General features: G+C 67.5%; 12 protein-coding genes. 5 read left to right on the top strand and 7 right to left on the bottom strand.

Features of this window, described 5'->3' with window-relative positions:
* Positions 1-3: 3 nt before the first annotated feature.
* Positions 4-366 carry a hypothetical protein gene (locus tag B140_RS0102905; RefSeq protein WP_018117852.1) on the bottom strand — a complete coding sequence of 121 codons (363 nt, stop codon included), beginning with the start codon at positions 364-366 and terminating at the stop codon, positions 4-6.
* 1,528 nt (positions 367-1,894) lie between these two features.
* On the opposite strand from B140_RS0102905, the gene B140_RS0102895 reads away from it, so the two are divergent.
* The 5 genes from B140_RS0102895 to B140_RS0102875 all read left to right on the top strand — a co-directional run bounded on the left by B140_RS0102895 (position 1,895) and on the right by B140_RS0102875 (position 8,703).
* Positions 1,895-2,098: a hypothetical protein gene (locus B140_RS0102895; RefSeq protein WP_156801631.1), complete on the top strand. Its 204-nt coding sequence runs from the start codon at positions 1,895-1,897 to the stop codon at positions 2,096-2,098.
* Between the two features lie 247 nt (positions 2,099-2,345).
* Positions 2,346-5,147 (top strand): (Fe-S)-binding protein, encoded by a 2,802-nt coding sequence (locus tag B140_RS0102890; RefSeq protein WP_018117849.1) that lies wholly within the window; start codon positions 2,346-2,348, stop codon positions 5,145-5,147.
* 27 nt (positions 5,148-5,174) lie between these two features.
* Complete coding sequence (locus tag B140_RS11725) at positions 5,175-5,786, top strand: DUF1707 SHOCT-like domain-containing protein (RefSeq protein WP_051069227.1); 612 nt, start codon at positions 5,175-5,177, stop codon at positions 5,784-5,786.
* 124 nt (positions 5,787-5,910) lie between these two features.
* The gene (locus tag B140_RS0102880) at positions 5,911-7,182 is read left to right on the top strand and encodes a pyridoxal phosphate-dependent aminotransferase (RefSeq protein ID WP_018117848.1); all 1,272 of its coding nucleotides are present in this window, start codon (positions 5,911-5,913) and stop codon (positions 7,180-7,182) included.
* Positions 7,183-7,452: 270 nt separating this feature from the next.
* Positions 7,453-8,703 carry a YibE/F family protein gene (locus tag B140_RS0102875; protein WP_018117847.1) on the top strand — a complete coding sequence of 417 codons (1,251 nt, stop codon included), beginning with the start codon at positions 7,453-7,455 and terminating at the stop codon, positions 8,701-8,703.
* A gap of 60 nt (positions 8,704-8,763) precedes the next feature.
* Here B140_RS0102875 and B140_RS0102870 read toward each other — a convergent pair whose 3' ends face one another.
* The 6 genes from B140_RS0102870 to dcd form a co-directional block, all read right to left on the bottom strand.
* Positions 8,764-10,449, bottom strand: coding sequence for an AMP-binding protein (locus B140_RS0102870; protein ID WP_018117846.1), 1,686 nt, complete (start codon positions 10,447-10,449; stop codon positions 8,764-8,766).
* Positions 10,450-10,510: 61 nt separating this feature from the next.
* Positions 10,511-13,744 carry a bifunctional cytochrome P450/NADPH--P450 reductase gene (locus B140_RS0102865; protein WP_018117845.1) on the bottom strand — a complete coding sequence of 1,078 codons (3,234 nt, stop codon included), beginning with the start codon at positions 13,742-13,744 and terminating at the stop codon, positions 10,511-10,513.
* 153 nt (positions 13,745-13,897) lie between these two features.
* On the bottom strand, positions 13,898-14,050 hold the full coding sequence (locus tag B140_RS13675; protein WP_018117844.1) for a hypothetical protein: 153 nt from the start codon (positions 14,048-14,050) through the stop codon (positions 13,898-13,900).
* Positions 14,051-14,063: 13 nt separating this feature from the next.
* Entirely contained in the window at positions 14,064-15,050 is a 987-nt protein-coding gene (locus B140_RS0102855) for a GDSL-type esterase/lipase family protein (protein ID WP_083912213.1), read from the bottom strand.
* Between the two features lie 220 nt (positions 15,051-15,270).
* Positions 15,271-16,596, bottom strand: coding sequence for a UDP-glucose dehydrogenase family protein (locus B140_RS0102850; protein ID WP_018117842.1), 1,326 nt, complete (start codon positions 16,594-16,596; stop codon positions 15,271-15,273).
* 80 nt (positions 16,597-16,676) lie between these two features.
* Positions 16,677-17,234 carry a dCTP deaminase gene (dcd, locus tag B140_RS0102845; protein ID WP_018117841.1) on the bottom strand — a complete coding sequence of 186 codons (558 nt, stop codon included), beginning with the start codon at positions 17,232-17,234 and terminating at the stop codon, positions 16,677-16,679.
* Between the last annotated feature and the right edge of the window lie 8 nt (positions 17,235-17,242).

Below are 17,242 nucleotides of genomic sequence, written 5' to 3'. Positions count from 1 at the left end.
GGCTCAGGCGCAGGGGTTGTTGTAGTCCCCCTCTACCTGGGTGAGCTGGCGCGCATAAGCGCCCGAGGACCTCTGGGCCGCGCTGCACGCCGCGGCGCGGTCCGCGCCGTAGTCGTAGTAGATGGGGATAATGTACCCACCGTCGTACCCGGCATCGACGAGGGAACGCCCCTGGCTGTCCGGCTTGGTGGCGCGCAGGGACGGGCATGCCCCCGGCGTGGTGGTCTTGGCTCCCGGGTAATTATCGAGGCGTTGCTGCACCACCTGATCCTCGCCCGGAAGGCGCTCGGAGAGAACCACGCTGTCCACGATCGTGATGTACCGGCCATCGCACTGCGGCTGCTCGTAGGCGGCCAGGTTCTCCACCCCGGCTAGAGGGTTCGACCTTCGGGATTGAGACGCATTTTCCTGCGCGCTGTGCTCCCCAGAGCAAGGGATGACAGAGTCGATGATCTCCTGGGGAGCGCCTTGAGCGGCAAGGTCTCGCGTATCCCAGCAGGACCAACCCGTGGTTTGTTGCGTACCCGCGCTCGGCACCGGTTGCCATGCAGAGCCATCCCAACGCCGCGGCGAGGAATCCCTGCTTGTGTTGGGTTTCATCGGGTGCGCCCACTGCCCGTCGCAGTATTCCACTAAGATGTCTCCCACTCGAGCATCGCTGCTGCTCCAAGCGATACGGCCAGTATCGCTCAAAGAAGCCAATTCTCCGCACACATCCGCGTTGTTCCGCTCAGCCGTCCCGCTCCCCGCAGTGTCCACCGACGCCGCCGTGGCCGAGGTCTCTGCCCCTCGTTTCTCCTCCTCGGTGCGCTGCGCCGTAGCAGACGCCACGGACGCCTCCGCCTGAGCGGAAGCATCCTCTCCCGTTACCCCTTCCCCAGTGCCACAGGCCGTAAGCGCGCCTGAACCCAGGATCACCGCACACGCGATTCTCCCGCGAGAAAACCATTTTGCCCCCATATACGCTCCTTGTTCGGCCGCAGCAACGGCGCTCTCCCTAGGCCCCATAGCCACCCTTCCCTAAAAATACCCGATTAATACACATCCCAGAATACCCCATGCGGCACCAAATAGAAACATTAATGGTTATTTATAAACATCGCGCCCGATGTGGAAATGTTTTCGCGTCAATATAGATATCCCCCATGCGGCAGAACCAATCCCCATCCCGAATCGCCCCACCGAAATCCCATCACCACCTCACGGGATCGCCTTTTTCAGATGCGTCAACCTCGCATTCGGCATCGAGTTTTTCCAGAGCACGCCCGCCTACGCCGCCGGTCAACGCTTGACGACACCTGCCCGCCACGGGAAAAGTCCGCTTACTTACCCAGAACTCCACGGCTCACGCGACACTACGCTGACACCCACGACACAGAAGAAAACTTCCCATTCACAAGCGCGTTGAGGGAAACAACGTCTTGCGCCGCCTCGAAAACAAGCTCCCGATAAGGGGAATAGGAGGTTCTTACCTGAAACTTTCCGGGGTAGGCCCACACCCCAAAGGAACGGGAATGGCCTCCCCGCTCTCTTCCGCGTCCTCCAGGACCGTTGCCACGTACTCCCGATCCTCCTCCGACCAAAAGACCTGATAGGTGCACTTTTCCGCATCCATCGTCATCCTTCTTCTTTCCGCAGCTTTTCCACGGCCCCAGGCACCTGCTCCATCTCATATCCTCGCCTCACCGTGCTCGCTTTTGAACATTGACCCGTGGATCCTCACCCCCGCCTGCGCCAACCTCGCACCCCCATTGGTCCCCTCCCGACTACGCCCCTTACCCCTGAGAGCAGGAACCCACCAGCGCAAATGGTCCATTTCCCCGCCCGCCGTCATTCTCCCCCACAATGGGGGAATCCGCTGCGCAACCCCACAATAGGGCCTAATCTCATGCTTATGTTCGACGCAGAGATCATCCAGAACCTCATGACCACCGCCACCGACTTCACCGCCGACCTGCTCCGCCACCTTCCCCTCACGGAGACCTCCTCCGAGATGGTGGACGGCTACCAGTGCGGCTACCATTACGGCCTCGAGCACGGCGAGACCGAGAACATGAACGCCGTGATCGACGGCGCCCTGCAGCAGTGCCAGGGCTAAGAGTCCCTTCACTCCCTGGCGTGTAGCCCTCCCCGACGAGGGCGACGCGCCAGGGTTTTTCTCTATCCAGAGCCCGCCGGATCTCTCCGCTCCTCGGCCCTCACCGCGTCGCGCCAAGGACGCCGCCGCACCAGGAGCGTCGCGCAACCACGGAACCAGCCACCGAATCGAATACTTGGAACCGGCGCCCCACCACCCTTTAAGGTAAGGGGAAAGCACTGTCTCCCTCCCGTCGGTAAAGAAGCGCATGTCCACCACCTCCGTTGTCCTCGGCACGCTCGGCGTGCTGCTCTCGCTGCCCGCGTGGTTCCTCTTCGGCCGCGCCGCCTGGCGTATCTTCCGGCTCGTCGCCTCCGGCACGGCCTCCCCGGGCCGGTTGAGCCACCCGCTGCGCCGCCTGGGCCGCACCCTGGTGGAGGTGTTCGCGCATCCCCGGATGATGCGCAAGCCCTGGGTGGGCGCGGCCCATTGGCTGGTGATGGTGGGGTTCCTCTTCGGCTCCCTGGTGTGGTTCGAGGCGTATATCCAGGCGTTCTATCCCCCGGGCGGCTGGCCGCTGCTGCACCACTGGTGGGTCTATCGCCTAGCGGAGGAGGTCCTGGCGGTGGGCACGCTGCTGGGGATCGCGCTGCTGATCGGCGTGCGCCTGCGCCTGGGGCACGCGGATAAGGGCAGCCGCTTCTACGGCTCCAACGCCACGGCGGCGCGCGTGATCGAGGCCGTGGTGTTCTGCGAGGGGCTGGGCATGCTGCTGGTCAAGGCCGCCCAGATCGCCGCCTACGGGGGCGGCTCGCCCTGGGCGGACTTCCTGAGCGTCCGCCTGGCCGCGCTGCTGCCCGCCTCCCCCGCCCTGGTCAGTGCGCTCGCCCTGGTCAAGCTCCTCGGCGGCTTCGTGTTTCTCGCCGCGGTGGGGCTGCGCCTGGGCTGGGGCGTGGGCTGGCACCGCTTCCTGGCCTTCTTCACCATCTTCCTGCGCCGCGAGCGCCCGCTCGGCCCGCTCAAGCCGCTGCACGGGGCCGACGGCCGCCCGCTCACCCTGGACACGGTGGAGGAGGACGACCAGGTGGGCGTCGGCACGCTGCCCCAGGCCCCCTGGAAGATGCTTCTCGACGCTACCGCCTGCACCGAGTGCGGGCGCTGCCAGGAGCTGTGCCCGGCGTGGAACACCCAGAAGCCGCTGAGCCCCAAGCTGCTGATGACCTCGCTGCGCGACGTCGCCCTGGACAACGAGAGGTACCTGCGCGATCCCTCCCTGTACCGGGCGGACGCCTCCGAGTCCGGGGTGGACGTGCTCAAGCTGGTGGGGCAGAACCAGGCGATCCACCCGGACGTGCTGTGGAGCTGCACCAACTGCGGCGCCTGCGTGGAGCAGTGTCCCGTGGACATCGAGCACATCGACCACATCGCGGACCTGCGCCGCTTCCAGGTGCTCGCGGACTCCGACTTCCCCTCGGAGCTCGCGGGGATGTTCAAGAACCTGGAGGTCAAGGGCAACCCCTGGGGGCGCAACTCCGCCGAGCGCGCCTCCTGGATCGAGGAGGCCCGCCGCGACGGCGTGGAGGTGCCCGTGGTGGGAGAGGACGTGAAGGACTTCTCCGATACGGAATACCTCTTCTGGGTGGGCTGCGCCGGGGCCTTCGACGAGGAGGGAAAAAAGACCACGCGCGCGGTGGTGGAGCTGCTGCACACCGCGGGGGTGAAGTTCGCGGTGCTCGCCGCCGGGGAGACCTGCACGGGCGACCCCGCCCGGCGCGCGGGCAACGAGTTCCTCTTCCAGATGCTGGCCGCCGAGGCCATCGACGCGCTCGATGGCGCCTTCGCGGGCGTGCCCGCGGGCCAGCGCAAGATCATCACCACCTGCCCCCACTGCTTTAACACCCTGCGCAACGAGTACCCGGACTTCGACGGCCACTACGACGTCTTCCACCACACGCAGCTCCTCAACCGCCTGGTGCGGGACAAGCGCCTGGTGCCGGTGCCGCGCGGGCCGCAGGACCGCAAGCCCATCACCTACCACGACCCCTGCTTCCTGGGCCGCCACAACAAGGTCTTTGACCCGCCCCGAGCGCTCCTCGGAGCCACCGGCATGGAGCTGCGGGAGATGGACCGCAACCGCGAGGAGGCCTTCTGCTGCGGCGCGGGCGGCGCCCGGATGTTCATGGAGGAAAAGCTCGGCACCCGGATCAACGAGTTCCGCACCCGCCAGGCGCTCGACACCGGCGCCGAGGAGATCGCGGTGGGCTGCCCCTTCTGCAACACGATGATGACCGGCGGGGTCAAGGCGCTCCGGGAGGAGCAGGCCCCCGCGCCCAGGGTGCGCGACGTGGCCCAGATGCTGCGCGACTCCGTGCTGGTGGAGGGGGAGCTGCCCGCCCCGCGCGAGCGTGCCTTCCTCGACGCTCCCGTGCGCACGCCGCTGCCCGCGCGCCCCCAGAGGGCGGAGCCGACGGCCCCCGGTAGCTCCGCACCCGCCACACCCCCCAGCCCCGGTGGCTCCGCGCCCACCACGCCCCCGACCCCGGGTTCCTCCCCGGTTCCGGCACCGGGCGGTGCCCCCGCTCCCGGTGGGGGCGTGCCCACTCCGGGCGCCGCCGTCCCGACGCCCTCCTCCGTTCCCACGCCCGGTGGGGCACAGCCGCCGTCCTCCCCCACCCCCGGACCTGCGGTGCCGGTTCCCGGGGCCGCCACCCCCGCTCCCGGTGGCAACGCCCCCCAGGCCCCCGGGTCCGCCGTTGCCCGCCCCGGCGGCGCGGTGCCGGTTCCCGGCGGTTCCGCTCCCACCCCGGGCGCGGCGACGCCTCCTAAGCCGCCGGTGCCCCCGGCTCCCGCTCCGGGAGGGGCCGTGCCCACGCCCCCCGGCTCGGCCGCTCCCGGCGGCGGGGTTCCTGCGCCGAGCACGCCCACCCCACCGGCCCCGGGGACCGCCACTGCGCGACCCCAAGCGGCCGTGCCTCCACCGGGCGGCGCGCCCGCCCCCGGCGCTGCGGTTCCTCGCCCGGGTTCCGCCGTCCCCAAGCCCCCATCACCCCGCCGGGAGCCGGACGAATAAGCCCCGCCCTGCGCTAAACTGGGCGCCATGATCGACCACGTGCGCCTCAGCGATGACGAGCGCACCCAGGCCATGTCCGCGCTGGGTGCCGCCTTTTCCCAGGGGCGGCTGGGGATAGAGGAATACGATTCCCGCTGCCAGATCATCGCCGGCGCGCAGTACCAGTACGAGATCGACCAGGTGTTTACCGATCTCCCCTCCTCCCTGCGGGTTCACCCAGGGGCGTCCCTGCAGCTCTACTCCGCCGAGGAGATCGAACGCGCCCGGCAAAGCTCCCGGTACCCCAAGGCGGGGCTGATGGCGCTGGGAGCGCTCGCCTCGATCGGCATAGGTGCCTATTTCTCTAGCGCCATAACCGGCTTCCTCCTCATCGGCGCCGTCTTTACCCTGCTCTACGTCCTGAAGGTCGGCCCCGCCTCCTGGAACATGCCGAGCCAACGCGCCCTGAACCGGCAGCGCCTGCGCGAGATCAAGGACGCGGAGCGGGCGCGCCATCGAGCGCCGCGCGCAGCGGCTGGAGCTGCAGCACGAGTTCAAGAGCAACGCCTACAGCCTTGCGCGCGGCGCCATGCGTCGGCGCTAGGCACCGTGATGACACGCGGGTTGTCACTACACCGAGCGCCGATCCTGCGCTTCTGAACAGCGCATTTACAAAGTTTCTGACGCGAAGTTACACGTGTAGTGACAAAGTGACACACGCTTTGTCACTCCGCGTGGCCCTGATTGTCGCTAGCACCACACCCCGGCGCTCTAGGATGGATACATGACTGACGCATCCTGCAACCACCCCGCCCCCTCCGCCCGCGCTCCGCGCAAGCGCCGCGAGTTCGACCAGTCGGAGAAGATGAAGAACGTCCTCTACGAGATCCGCGGCCCCGTCGCCGCCGAGGCCGAGCGCATGGAGCTCGACGGGCACCGCATTCTCAAGCTCAACACCGGCAACCCGGCGGTGTTCGGCTTCGACGCCCCGGACGTCATCATGCGTGACATGATCGCCGCGCTGCCCACCTCCCAGGGCTACTCCACGTCCAAGGGCATCATCTCGGCGCGCCGCGCCATCGTGACCCGCTACGAGCTGATCGACGACTTCCCCCACTTCGACGTCAACGACGTGTTCCTGGGCAACGGCGTCTCCGAGCTGATCACCATGACCACCCAGGCGCTGCTCAACGACGGCGACGAGGTGCTCATCCCCATGCCGGACTACCCGCTGTGGACCGCCGCCACCTCCCTCGCGGGCGGCACCCCGGTGCACTACCTTTGCGACGAGGAGGACAACTGGAACCCCTCGCTGGAGGATATTCGCTCCAAGATCACGGAGAACACCAAGGCAATCGTGGTGATTAACCCGAACAACCCCACCGGGGCGGTGTACTCCCGCGAGATCCTTCAGGGCATCGTGGACGTGGCCCGCGAGCACGACCTGCTCATACTGGCCGACGAGATCTACGACCGTATCCTCTACGACGGCGCCCGGCACATCTCCATCGCGGGCCTCGCCCCCGACCTGCTCACCATCACCTTCAACGGCCTTTCCAAGGCCTACCGCGTGGCCGGCTACCGGGCCGGGTGGATGGTGCTCACCGGGCCTAAGAATCACGCCCGGGGCTTCATCGAGGGCCTGGAACTGCTGGCCGGTACCCGCCTGTGCCCGAACGTCCCGGCACAGCACGCGATCCAGGTGGCCCTGGGCGGGCGCCAATCCATCTACGACCTCACCGGGGAGCACGGTCGCCTGCTGCGGCAGCGCAACGTGGCGTACGAGAAGCTCAACGCGATCCCCGGCGTGAGCTGCGTGAAGCCGATGGGCGCCCTCTACGCCTTCCCCCGCCTCGATCCGAACGTCCACGAGATCCACGACGACGGCCAGTTCATGTTGGACCTGCTCCGCAAGGAAAAGATCCTCATGGTGCACGGAACCGGGTTCAACTGGCCCACCCCGGATCACTTCCGCGTGGTCACGCTGCCCTGGGCCTCGGAGTTGGAGGACGCCCTGGAGCGGCTGGGGAACTTCCTCAGCAGCTACAAGCATTAGGCCGCGGCGGCCCGGCGGGCGCGGGGAAAGTTTTTTGAAAAAGTTTTTGTCGAAACTTCGTCGAAACTTTTGCAGAAACTTCCCCCTCACCCCGCACCCGCTAGCGCATAACGCCTGCTCAGCGCCGTAAAAATGAGTAAATACAAGTTTCGACGAGCGCGTATTTACACCCCCAACCACCGCACCCCTACCGTTCGCACCACTCTATCGGGAATAATAATCATTACCCGCGAGCGGCCGCAGCCGCTCCACGACGAACGAAGGGACCCCATGACACGGCACACCACCCCCACCGGCGCCCGCCGCCTCACCCCGCCCCGCCTCCTGCTCCTGGTGGGCATCGCCCTGGCGGGCCTCGCCTCCGCCGTCGCCGTGGCCCTGAGTTGGCCCTCGCCCCACAGCACCCACGTATCGGAGACCTTCGCCTCCTCGTCCCTGAACCGCACCCTGGTGGACGCCACCGTCACGCTGGTGGATGGCAACGCCTGCAACTCGGCGTCGATAGGCACCGTGTTCTCGGGGCAGCCCGATACCCCGCTGGCCGCCCCCGCCCAGCCCTGCCGTCGGGCGCTGGCGGACATCACCTCGGGGGAGTTCGCGGGGCAGCGCACCATGCTCGTCACCCATGACATGCCCGGGGAGCCGCAGCTTCGGGAGGGAGACCGCATCCGGCTCTCCGAGACGCGCACCCCGGAGGGCGCGGTCACCATGTCCTTCGCGGACTATCAGCGCGGCGGCTCGCTGGCGGCCTGGGGCGTGGCGATCGTCCTGGCGCTGCTCCTCTTCGCCGGGTGGCGCGGCCTGCGCGCCCTGATCGGTCTGGGCGTGACGCTGTCCGTCATCGGCTTCTTCCTGCTTCCCGCCCTGGCCTCGGGGCGGGATTCCTCCCTGCTGGCCGTGATCACCGGGGCGCTGGTGCTGCTCGTGGTGGTGCCGCTGGTGCACGGGGTGAACTGGAAGTCCGCCGCCGCGCTCGGCGGCACGCTGCTCGCCCTCCTCGTAGCCGCGGGGCTGACCTCCGTTGGGCTGCGCACCACCGAGGTGCGCGGGCTCGGCTCCGAGGACAACCTCACCATCCTGCTGTACCTGCCGGAGGTCTCCGTCCTCGGGCTGCTGGCGGCGGGCTTCATCATCGGCACCCTGGGGGTGCTCAACGACGTCACGATCGCCCAGGCCTCCACCATCAACGAGCTCTCCGCGCTCGACCCGGACGCTCGACCCTGGCGGCTCTTCCTCGGCGCGATGAAGGTAGGGCAGGATCACATCGCCTCGGTGGTGTACACGCTGGTGCTCAGCTACACCGGGGCCGCCCTGCCGCTGCTGTTGCTCATCTCCGTGGCGCGGCGTCCCCTGGCCGAGACGCTGAGCAGCGACGTGGTGGCCACGGAGCTGCTGCGCTCGGGCATCGGTGGCCTGGCGCTGATCCTCGCGGTGCCGCTGACCACGCTCATCGCCGCATGGACGGTGCCGGATCGCCAAGAACCGAAGCACCAAGAACCGGGCCGCCGAGTCCGCGCATAAAAAAGCACAAGGCCCACACGCGCCACCGCGCGCCCGGGCCCCGTGCTCCCTATCCCTCGGCTAGGCCGTGGAGTGATCCGGCAGCTCGGGGCGGATCACCTTGCCCATCGGGTTGCGCGGGAAGTCCTTCATGAAGAAGACGTCGCGCGGGGCGTGGGCGGAGGACAGCTCCTCCACGATGATGCGGCGCACCTCCTCCTCGCTCAGGTCCTCGGCGGACACGCCCTCGGCGCGGATGATGTACGCGCGCAGGGCCTGGCCGAACTCCGCGTCCTTGACGCCGTGCACGTGGGCGTCCTCCACGCGGGGGTCGCGGATGAGCAGGTCCTCCAGCTCGGAGGGGAAGATCTTCTCGCCGAACTGGGTAATCACCAGGTCGTCGGCGCGGCCCAGCACGTAGAGGCGGTCGCCCTTCTTGTAGCCGCGGTCGCCCATGCGCAGCAGCTTGTTCACCACGCGCACCGGCACGTCCGGATCGGTGTAGCCCGCGAACATGTCGTAGCAGCCCGCGTAGATCTCACCGATCTCGCCGTCCGGGACGATGTTGCCCTCGTCGTCGCGGATCTCGATGAGGTAGCCGGGGTAGATGCGCCCAGTCAGGCTGGGCTCCTTGGCCAGCATCTCCGGCGGGGAGATGGCCAGGGCGGCGGTCTCCGTGGAGCCGTAGCTGTTGCACAGGATCGGGCCGAAGAACTCCACCACGCGGGTGACCTCGTACTCCGTCAGCGGGCTGCCGGAGGAGCAGATGAACTCCAGGCCCTCCACGCGCTTCACGCCGCGCTCGTCCAGCTCCGCGATGGTGGAGCGCAGGCGGGAGGCGGCGGAGATCCACGCGGTGACCTTGTACTTGTCGAAGATCTCCAGGGTCTCGTCCACGTCAAAGTGGCGCTGCGTGATGATGGTGGAGCCCGTGAGCATGGCCACCAGCATGTTCGCCCAGCCGTAGAAGTGGAAGAGCACGCCGTGGAGCATCACCACCATGTCCTGCCGCCACGGAATCGCGGCGAAGGCCGGGGCGATGCCCTGCGGGGAGAGGAGCTGGCGGCGCACCACGCCCTTGGGCATGCCGGTGGTGCCCGAGGTCATCACCACGTGGGCGGACTTGGTGGGCTTCTTGGGCAGGCGATCCTCGTTGACCAGGAGCTTGGCGTCCTCGATGATCCCGTTGAGGGTGGGGAGGTTGTCCGGGGCCTCGTCGTCCACGTGGCCGATGATGATGTTGAACTTTTCCTTGGTCTCCGGCAGGAGGCGGTCGTAGAACTCCTGGTCCACGATGAAGGCGTCGATCTCGTGGAACTCCAGCACCTTGTGGATCTGCGCGCCGGAGCTGTTCGCGTTGACCATGAAGATGTGGTAGCCCAGCATCTGCCGGGCACACAGCGGGAAGATCGCGGCGCGGCCGTTGAGCGCCATGACGGCCACGTTGTCGCCGTCCTTGACGCCGTAGTCCATCAGGCCGTGCGCCAGGCGGTACACGCGGTCAAAGAACTCCGCGTAGGTGAGCTCCCCCTCGTCGTCCACCAGGCCCAGGCGATCGGGGTGATTCTGCGCGGTGATCGCCAGCGTGCCGCCCTCCAGGCTGCCCCAGCGCTTGCGCAGCGCGATCTGGCCGCCCAGCTCGGAGGGCTTCGGAGTCTCCAGAATCTTGCGGTCCTTCATCGTCTTGAGGAAGAAGAAGAACTGCTTCATCACCTCTTTTTGGGGCACGCCGTGCGTGGCCTTCGGGGTGAGCGTGTAACGCGACATTCCTTAATCACTCCATTTCGTTTTGGTACTGAAACCCTATTGTAAGGTACTGCTTAGTGCCCTAGTCAAAAACGTCGCTGACGTAGCTGAACTCCTCGTGCTCCATCCGCTGCACGTACTCCGCCGCCTCGTCGGCGGACAGGCGATGCGCCTCCGCCACCATGCGCGTGATCGTGCGGCGCACGGACGGCGCCAGGCGCTCGGCGTCGCCGCAGACGTAGAACCGCGCCCCCTGCTTGACCAGGGCCATGACCTCGTCGCGGTCCTGCCACAGGCGATCCTGCACGTACTTGATCAGCCCGTCCGGGCCCTCCTCCGGGTGCCGGGAGAAGGCCGGGCGCACATCCACCGCGCCCTGCTCGGACCACTCCTCGAACTGCTCCGCGTACAGGTAGTCGGAGTCCTTGCCGTGGCAGCCGTAGAACAGCAGGCTGCGGCCGGGGGTCACCCCCTGCTCGGCGGCGCGCAGGGCGGCGTCCTCCACGAAGGCGCGCAGCGGGGCCAGGCCGGTGCCCGCGCCGATGAGGATCATCGGGCGCGTCACGTCCTCCTCCGCGCGGAAGTGCTCGGTGCCCGGCACCACGCTCACCGGCACGGAGGCGCCCACCGGGAGCTGGGAGAGGTAGGTGGAGGCGATGCCCGCGTACTGCCCGCGGCCGGACCAGGCGGGCTCGTCGATCACCGTGAAGGTCAGCGCCGGGCGGTTGCCGTCCTGCGTGAGCGCCGAGGAGGAGATGGAGTAGCGGCGCGGCGCCAGCGGCTCCAGCATGTTCACGAAGTCCTCGAAGCCGATCTGCACCGAGGGGTACTCCTCCAGCAGGTCCAGCACGCTGCGGCGCTTCTTCTGCACCTCCTCCTCGTAGGCCTGGGCGTCCAGCAGGGCCATCAGGCCCGCCTTCTCCGGCGGGCAGGGGCAGGCCTGCGCGAGCGCCTCCACGTGCCGACGCCCCGCCGGCAGCGTCAGCTCCACGTAGCCACCCAGCAGCTCCGCGATGCTCAGCGGCTCCCCGAGGGGCAGGAAGCTCTCGCGCCCCTCGATCCGCACGCGCGAATCGGAGTTGAGATTAAACCGGGCCAGCACCCGATCCACCAGCGCCTGCGGGTTGCGCGGCAGCACCTCGAGGTAGTCGCCCGTGCGGTAGGTCATGCCCTCCGGCAGGCGGATGGACACGTGGTGCTTAGCCCGGATCGGCCCCTCGTCCTCGACGGGGCTCATCGCGTAGCTCTCTTCCACCACGCCGCGCACGAAGCCCTCGCTGTTCTCCGTGCGCAGGGCCTCGCCGCGTCCGCCGTCCACGACCTCCAGGCTCACCCGCTCCACCGCGTCGACGGCGCTGTGCTCCACCTCCTCCAGCTCGGCCACGGCCTCCCACAGGCCCTCGGCCCACTCCTCGAACGCGCCCACGTAGTCGCTGCGCACGTCGCCCGCGCCGCGCTCCACGATCCGCGTGGCGCCCAGGGCGGCCATCTGGTCGTCGATCAGCGTGGGGATGCGGTGGAACGTGGCGGCCCACTCGCTGTTGCCGCAGCCAAAGACGGCGTAGTTCACGCCACTGAGGTCGATGTCCGCCCCGCCGCTGATCCACTCCACGAACTTCTTGGCGTTGTCCGTGGGCAGGCCCTCGTAGGAGGCAGTGCAGATGAGCACGGGGCCGTCGGCGGAGATGTTATCCACCGCGTCGTCCAGGTCCAGGGTGGTGACCTCGTAGCCCTGCGCGGTGGCAAAGGCGCCCAGGCGGCGCGCGAAGTTGCGGCTGGTGCCCGCGTTGGAGCCCACCAGGATCTGCACGCTGTGGCCGTTGGGGGCCGCCTCGACCTCGGAATGGGCCACGGGACACTCCATGCCGGAGGCGTCCGCGTCCACGCCGGTGGTCTTCACGGCCTCGCCCCGGCCCTGGTAGGGGCACTCGGGGCGCGGCTTGATGCGGATGTAGAAGTCCTTGGGCTTGGAGGTCAGGCCGTCGAGCACCTCGAGCTGGTAGTTGGGATCGGCGAACTCGATGTCAAAGTGCTGGACGATGAGCGCCAGCACCATCGTGGCCTCCTGCAGGGCAAAGGCGCGGCCGATGCAGGAGCGCTGGCCGTTGCCGAAGGGCTTCCAGGCGTTGTGCGGGATCTTCTTGGCGTTCTCGAAGTCGAAGCGCTCGGGGCGGAACTCCTCCGGGTTGTCCCAGATCTTGGGGTCGCGGTGCACGCGGGGCAGGATCACAAAGAGGGTATCGCCGGGGTTGACCTCGAAGCCCTCGTGCTCCTCGTCCGCGCCCACGGTGGTGGTCTCGTACGGCGTGACGGCAAAGCCCGGCGCCGTGGGGTACAGGCGCAGCCCCTCGCGCAGGATCTGGTCGATGTAGCCCAGGTTCTTGATGTCCCCGTGCTCGGGGAAGCGCCCGCCGAGCACCTCGTCCACGACCTTGCGCGCCTTGAGCCATACGCGCGGGTTGCGCAGCAGCTCGAAGATGGTGAAGCTGAGCAGGCCGGAGGTGGTCTCGTGACCGGCGATGAGGAAGGTCACCAACTGGTAGCGCAGGTTCTTATCCGAGAGGGCCTCGCCCGTCTCCGGGTCCTTGGCGGACATCATCACGTCGAGGATGTCCTCCTCACCCGCCGGGCTGGGGTTGGCGCGCCGCTCCTCGATGAGCGCGTCCACGATCTCGCTCATCGTGTCCACGTCCTTGTCAAAGCGCCGCTGCCCCAGCAGGTTGAGCTTCTTCTGCAGCTCCAGGGCGTGGGCGCGGCGGCCCGACTCCCCCAGGGCGTCGCCCATCGCCTGGATGAACGGATGGAAGTCCTCGGAATAGAACGAGTTGAAGCGATAGCTAAACGAGCACAGGGCGATGGTGTCCAGCGTGAGGCGCGTGAAGTCCGCCGGGATGTCCACCACGTCATCGTGGCGGGTGCGCGTCCACTTCAGCATGAGCTGATCCGCGATGTCGCACATGCCGTCGTACATGGCCTTGAGCGCCACCGGGTTGAAGGCCGGCATGAGGATGCGGTGGGCCTTGGCCCACTCCGGGTCCTCCTGCTCCGCGGTGAACAGGCCGTTGCCCGCGAAGGCGCGGATCTCCCGCAGCGCGGAGTGCAGCTCCTTTTTGAAGCGGGTCTCGTCCGACAGCTCGTTGACCAGGCGCTGAGAACTGATGATGTACAGCGGGTTGTGCTCGGGCAGGTGGTGCACGTACACCTCGCCGTACTTCTCGCTGAGCTGCACGGCGGACTGCACGAGGTTGTTCGGGTTGATGGAGTATGCAGTTCCGATTCCGGGAAGGGGCTTGGGGCCGGGAACAGCGGTGGTCATAAAAGAAGACGATCCTTAGTTTTTATTCAGAAAAAGTGAGTTGAGTTAACAAATACGGTGCCGACCCTCTGAAAGGCCGAAACCGACAGGGCGCGGAGACAGGCAAGGTGCCTCGTCCGGAGCGATCGAGGCACCTTGTGAGCTACATGGGAACTAGGCGTAGTACTCGAGGAGCTGGCGGGTATCCGGCCAGGCGTTCAGCGTGCGCTCGACGAAGTCATCCAGCTCCAGCGTGCCGGTCAGGTGCACCAGCGGGGTGGTCAGGGGGTAATCGTTGATGATCTCGGTGATCAGCTCGGGCGTCATCTGGTCTCTCCTTTTAGGAATTGTACTCCTGCACCAGGCGGTTGGCGTAGTACGCGTGACCGGCCTCGGTGAGGTGGAAGGTGAAGTTGTGCGGAGCGTCGTCGAAGATGGCGGCGCTGAGGCGGTTGGGGTTGGTGGAGCAACCGTTGTTGTCGTTGGCCAGGTTGATCTCGCTGACCATGTCCAGGTACCGGGCGCCGCCGCCCTGCGCGGCGGCGCGCTGCGCGTTACGCAGCTCGTCCTGGTAGTAGGACACCACCGGGAAGTACCAGTGGGACACCATGCCCAGGAGGTTCGTGGCGCAGGTGTGGTTGGCGCCGTCGGTCTGATCCGGGATGCCGAGCATGATCACCTTGGCCTCCGGAGCAGCCTCCCTGATGCGGTTGAGCGCGCGGGTCACGTTCTCGTGGTACAGGGCGTTGCGGCGCTCCTGGCCCACGTTCTCGTAGTTGCCCGGCTGCCAGAGGTCGTTCACGCCGATGGAGACGCTCACCAGCTTGGTGCGCCCGTCCAGGGCGCCCGCGCCGATGGCCTTGCTCACCTGATCGTTGATCGTGTCGTGCGGGATGGCGCTCTTGGGGTTCTCCTCCATGTAGGCGGTGGCGCCGCCGCAGGAGTAATCCTCAAGCCGCAGGCCGGTCTGCCGCGCCACCTGCGAGGGGAAGTTATTGATTCCCTGGGCGCAGAAGCCCTCGCGGATGGTGGGCCACTGAATATCCAGGCCCTGGCGCTGGGCGCGGGTCACCATGATGTCCAGCACCGTGGGGTTGGCGGCCACGGAGTCGCCAAAGCTGACGTAGCTCTCGTTCGCCTCCGGGTTCACCGGGGCCGGGGCCGCCACCTTGGGCTGCGGGAGGGGCGACTGCGCCTTGGCCACCTCACCGAGGAACTCCGCGGCGGGCTGCTGATTCTCCTGCGCGAGGGCAGTTCCTCCCCCAGCAAGGCCCATGCCGGCGACCGCGCACGCGGTAGCGAGGGCAATCGAGACCCGTTGTTTCATCGAAACTACCTTCCTCACACTCTCATCTGTCACTTAAGGTACAAAAGTAGCCCACGGTCTACTTAACCGCCAACTATGTACCTATTTTTTACCGCCGCGAGCAGCGGTTCTGCCGCTCATCGCAGGTCAGCGGCGCTCATCGGACCACCCGGCCGATCGGCCGGAGCCGGCTTAAAAACGCCAGCAACACCAACCACAGGCGTCACATCAGCAACAATAGTCACATTGCCCGGCCCAGGGCGCTCACCGTCCACCCGGCCTCGCGCCAGCGCGCGAGATCGAGCACGTTGCGCGCGTCGATGAGGTTGCGCCACTCCACCAGATCCGCGGTGTCCCGCGGGTCGAGGTCGCGGAACTCCTGCCACTCCGTGGCCAGGATCACCACCTGTGCGCCCCGCAGCGCCTCCCGCGCCGTGGGCGCGTAGGCGAGCGTGGGAAACACCCTCTGCGCATTCTTCATCGCCTGCGGGTCATAAACCGTTACATGCGCCCCGGCTAGGGACAACGACCCCGCCACGTTCAGCGCCGGGGAGTCCCGGACGTCGTCGGAATTGGGCTTGAACGCCGCGCCCAGCACGCACACCCGCACCCCGATCAGGGAGTGATCGCACATCCGGCGCGTCAGCTCCACCACGCGCTCGCGGCGTCGCTGGTTGATGGCATCGACCTCGCGCAGGAAGGTCAGCGCCTGATCCACCCCCAGCTCCCCGGCGCGCGCCATGAACGCCCGGATATCCTTGGGCAGGCAGCCCCCGCCGAAGCCCAGGCCCGCGCCCAGGAACTTGTGGCCGATGCGCTCGTCGTGCCCAATGGCGTGGGCAAGGGAGGTAACGTCCGCCCCCGCGGCCTCGCACACCTCCGACACCGCGTTGATGAAGGAGATCTTGGTGGCCAAGAAGGCGTTGGCGGAGACCTTGACCAGCTCCGCCGTAGGCAGGTTCATGCTCAGAAACGGCGTGCCCTCCGCGATAGGGGCGGCGTAGATCTCCCGCGCCACCGGGAGCACCCGATCCTCGGCACCCTCCCGCGCGCCTAGCACCAGGCGATCGGGGTGAATCGTGTCCTCCACCGCGTGCCCCTCGCGCAGAAACTCCGGGTTCCATGCCACCTCCACGCTGGCCCCCGGGCGCGCCAGGGAATCCGCCAGCTCCTGGAGCTGCGCCGCCGTGCCCACCGGCACCGTGGACTTGCCCAGGATCAGGTGCTCCCCCTCCAGCAGGGGCACCAGCTCCTCGATCACGGAGCGCACGTAGGTGAGGTCCGCCGCGTAGGACCCCCGCCGCTGCGGCGTGCCCACCGCCAGGAAGTGCACCCGCGCGTGCTCCGCCGCCCGGGCGTAGTCGGTGCTAAACCGCAGCCTTTCCGCCTCGAGGTTGCGGGCGAGCACCTCCGGCAGGCCCGGCTCATAGAAGGGGACGGTGGCCGCCGCCAGGGCGTCGATCTTGGCCTCGTCCACATCCACACCCACCACGTCGTGCCCCAGCTCCGCCATGCAGGCGGCGTGCGTGGCCCCCAGGTATCCGGTTCCGATTACGCTCAGCTTCATGCCACCACCCCTACCCGCCTTGGGTGAACGGGGGTTAAACCGGGGGCGAACAATAAGCGGCATGGAGGGCCACAAAGGGCCTAGCGGAAGTTCAGGTACGCCTTGGAGGGCGTGGGGCCGCGCTGTCCCTGGTACTTCGAGCCCAGTGCCGACGCCCCGTACGGCGTCTCCGCCGGGGAGGACATGGCGAACAGCGCCAACTGGCCCACCTTCATCTCCGGGTACAAGACGATGGGAAGGTTGGCCACGTTGGACAGCTCCAGCGTGATGTGCCCGCTAAAGCCGGGGTCGATGAAGCCCGCCGTGGAGTGCGTGAGCAGGCCCAGCCTGCCCAGGGAGGACTTGCCCTCCAGGCGGCCCGCCAGGTGGGTGGGCAGGGTGAACTTCTCCAGGGTGGCCCCCAGCACGAACTCGCCGGGGTGCAGCACGAAGCCCTCGTCCACCTCCACGCAACTGGTCAGGTCCTCCATCTCCCGCTTGGGGTCGATGTGCGTGTACTTGGAGTTGTTGAACACGCGGAAGAACCTATCCAGGCGCACATCCACGCTGGACGGTTGCACCAGGTTGGCATCGTAGGGCTCGATGCCCAGATGCCCCTCGTCGATGGCACGGCGGATGTCACGATCTGAAAGCAGCACGGGGCCGA

This window comes from Corynebacterium mastitidis DSM 44356, from assembly GCF_000375365.1.
Taxonomy (GTDB): domain Bacteria; phylum Actinomycetota; class Actinomycetes; order Mycobacteriales; family Mycobacteriaceae; genus Corynebacterium; species Corynebacterium mastitidis.
The sequence above is the reverse complement of the archived record's forward strand: the minus strand, read 5'-3'. Positions and strand labels throughout refer to the sequence as shown.

Coding starts and splice junctions, on each gene's coding strand:
- B140_RS0102895 (WP_156801631.1), top strand. CDS start 1,895: ATGTTCGACGCAGAGATCATCCAGAACCTCATGACCACCGCCACCGAC.
- B140_RS0102890 (WP_018117849.1), top strand. CDS start 2,346: ATGTCCACCACCTCCGTTGTCCTCGGCACGCTCGGCGTGCTGCTCTCG.
- B140_RS11725 (WP_051069227.1), top strand. CDS start 5,175: ATGATCGACCACGTGCGCCTCAGCGATGACGAGCGCACCCAGGCCATG.
- B140_RS0102880 (WP_018117848.1), top strand. CDS start 5,911: ATGACTGACGCATCCTGCAACCACCCCGCCCCCTCCGCCCGCGCTCCG.
- B140_RS0102875 (WP_018117847.1), top strand. CDS start 7,453: ATGACACGGCACACCACCCCCACCGGCGCCCGCCGCCTCACCCCGCCC.
- B140_RS0102870 (WP_018117846.1), bottom strand. CDS start 10,449: ATGTCGCGTTACACGCTCACCCCGAAGGCCACGCACGGCGTGCCCCAA.
- B140_RS0102865 (WP_018117845.1), bottom strand. CDS start 13,744: ATGACCACCGCTGTTCCCGGCCCCAAGCCCCTTCCCGGAATCGGAACT.
- B140_RS13675 (WP_018117844.1), bottom strand. CDS start 14,050: ATGACGCCCGAGCTGATCACCGAGATCATCAACGATTACCCCCTGACC.
- B140_RS0102855 (WP_083912213.1), bottom strand. CDS start 15,050: ATGAAACAACGGGTCTCGATTGCCCTCGCTACCGCGTGCGCGGTCGCC.
- B140_RS0102850 (WP_018117842.1), bottom strand. CDS start 16,596: ATGAAGCTGAGCGTAATCGGAACCGGATACCTGGGGGCCACGCACGCC.